Annotated in this window: 2 protein-coding genes; both read right to left on the reverse strand. The window is 71.1% G+C overall.

Features of this window, described 5'->3' with window-relative positions; all coding sequences use genetic code 11:
* The coding region (locus E7Z54_RS17270; protein WP_136435818.1) for an NAD-dependent epimerase/dehydratase family protein at window positions 1-422 on the reverse strand (422 nt) is incomplete at its 3' end.
* A 46-nt stretch (window positions 423-468) separates the two neighbouring features.
* Window positions 469-1,223: 2-oxo acid dehydrogenase subunit E2 (locus tag E7Z54_RS17275; protein WP_206056346.1), on the reverse strand; the 755-nt coding region annotated here is incomplete at its 5' end.

Raw genomic sequence — 1,223 nt, forward strand, 5'->3', positions numbered from 1 at the left:
ACGCGCGTGAGCAGCGAGTGGCCACGCGTGTCGCTGGCCTCGGTCAGCTCGGCCGGCCCGTGGTCGCCGTACCAGCCGACGGCGGAGGCGTTGACCAGCGCCGGCGGCGAGGACGCCGCAGCGACGGTCGCGGCGAGGGTGCCGGTGGTGGCGATGCGGCTCGTGCGGACGTCGCGCGCCCAGCGCTTGGAGTGCGGGTTGCCGATGAGGGGAGAGCCGGCGAGGTTGACCACCACGTCCGCCGACCCGACCAGCTCCGCGTCGACGAGACCGGCGCGCGGGTCCCAGGTGGACTCGCGGGGGAGCCGGGCGGGTCGTCGTACGAGCGTGGTGACCCGGTGTCCGCGCGCCTCCAGCTCGCTGCACAGGCGCTGACCGAGGAATCCCGAGGAGCCGGCCACGACGACCGAGAGTGAGGTCATCGGATCAGCGTGCCACCTGTGGGGTCACCGCGGCACCAGTTGCTGCTCAGACCTCGAACTGTCCCGCCTCGAGACGCTTCTTCACGTCCTGCAGGAAGCGGCCGGCGTCGGCGCCGTCCACCAGGCGGTGGTCGTACGTCAGCGCGAGGTAGACCATGTGGCGCACGGCGATCGTCTCGCCGAGGTCGGGGTCGTCGATCACGACGGGCCGCTTGACCACGGCACCGGGGCCGAGGATCGCGACCTGCGGCTGGTTGATGATCGGGGTGTCCCAGAGGGCGCCCACGCTGCCGAGGTTGGTGATCGTGAACGTGCCACCGGAGAGCTCGTCGGGGCCGATCTTGTTGGTCCGGGTCCGCTGGGCGACGTCGGCGATCTTCTTCGCGAGGCCGGAGACCGACAGGTCACCGGCGTCCTTGACGACCGGGGTCAGCAGGCCCTTCTCGGTGTCGACCGCGAAGGCGACGTTCTCGCGGTCGTAGTAGGTGATCTCACCCTTCTCGGTGTCGATCGTCGCGTTCAGGGCGGGGTGCGCCTTGAGCGAGTCGATCGCGGCCTTCGCGAAGAACGGCAGGTAGGAGAGCTTCACGCCCTCGCGGGCGTGGAAGTCCGCCTTCTCCCGCTCGCGGAGCCGGGCGATGTTGGTGACGTCGACCTCGACCACCTGGGTCAGCTGGGCCGAGACCTGCAGCGACTCCACCATGCGCTGGGCGATGATCTTGCGGAGCCGGGAGACCTTGACCGTCTGGCCGCGCAGCGGCGACGGGCTCCCGGACGGCGCGGCGGCTGCCGGTGCGGCTG

The organism is Nocardioides sp. (assembly GCF_004803405.1).
GTDB lineage: Bacteria > Actinomycetota > Actinomycetes > Propionibacteriales > Nocardioidaceae > Nocardioides > Nocardioides vastitatis.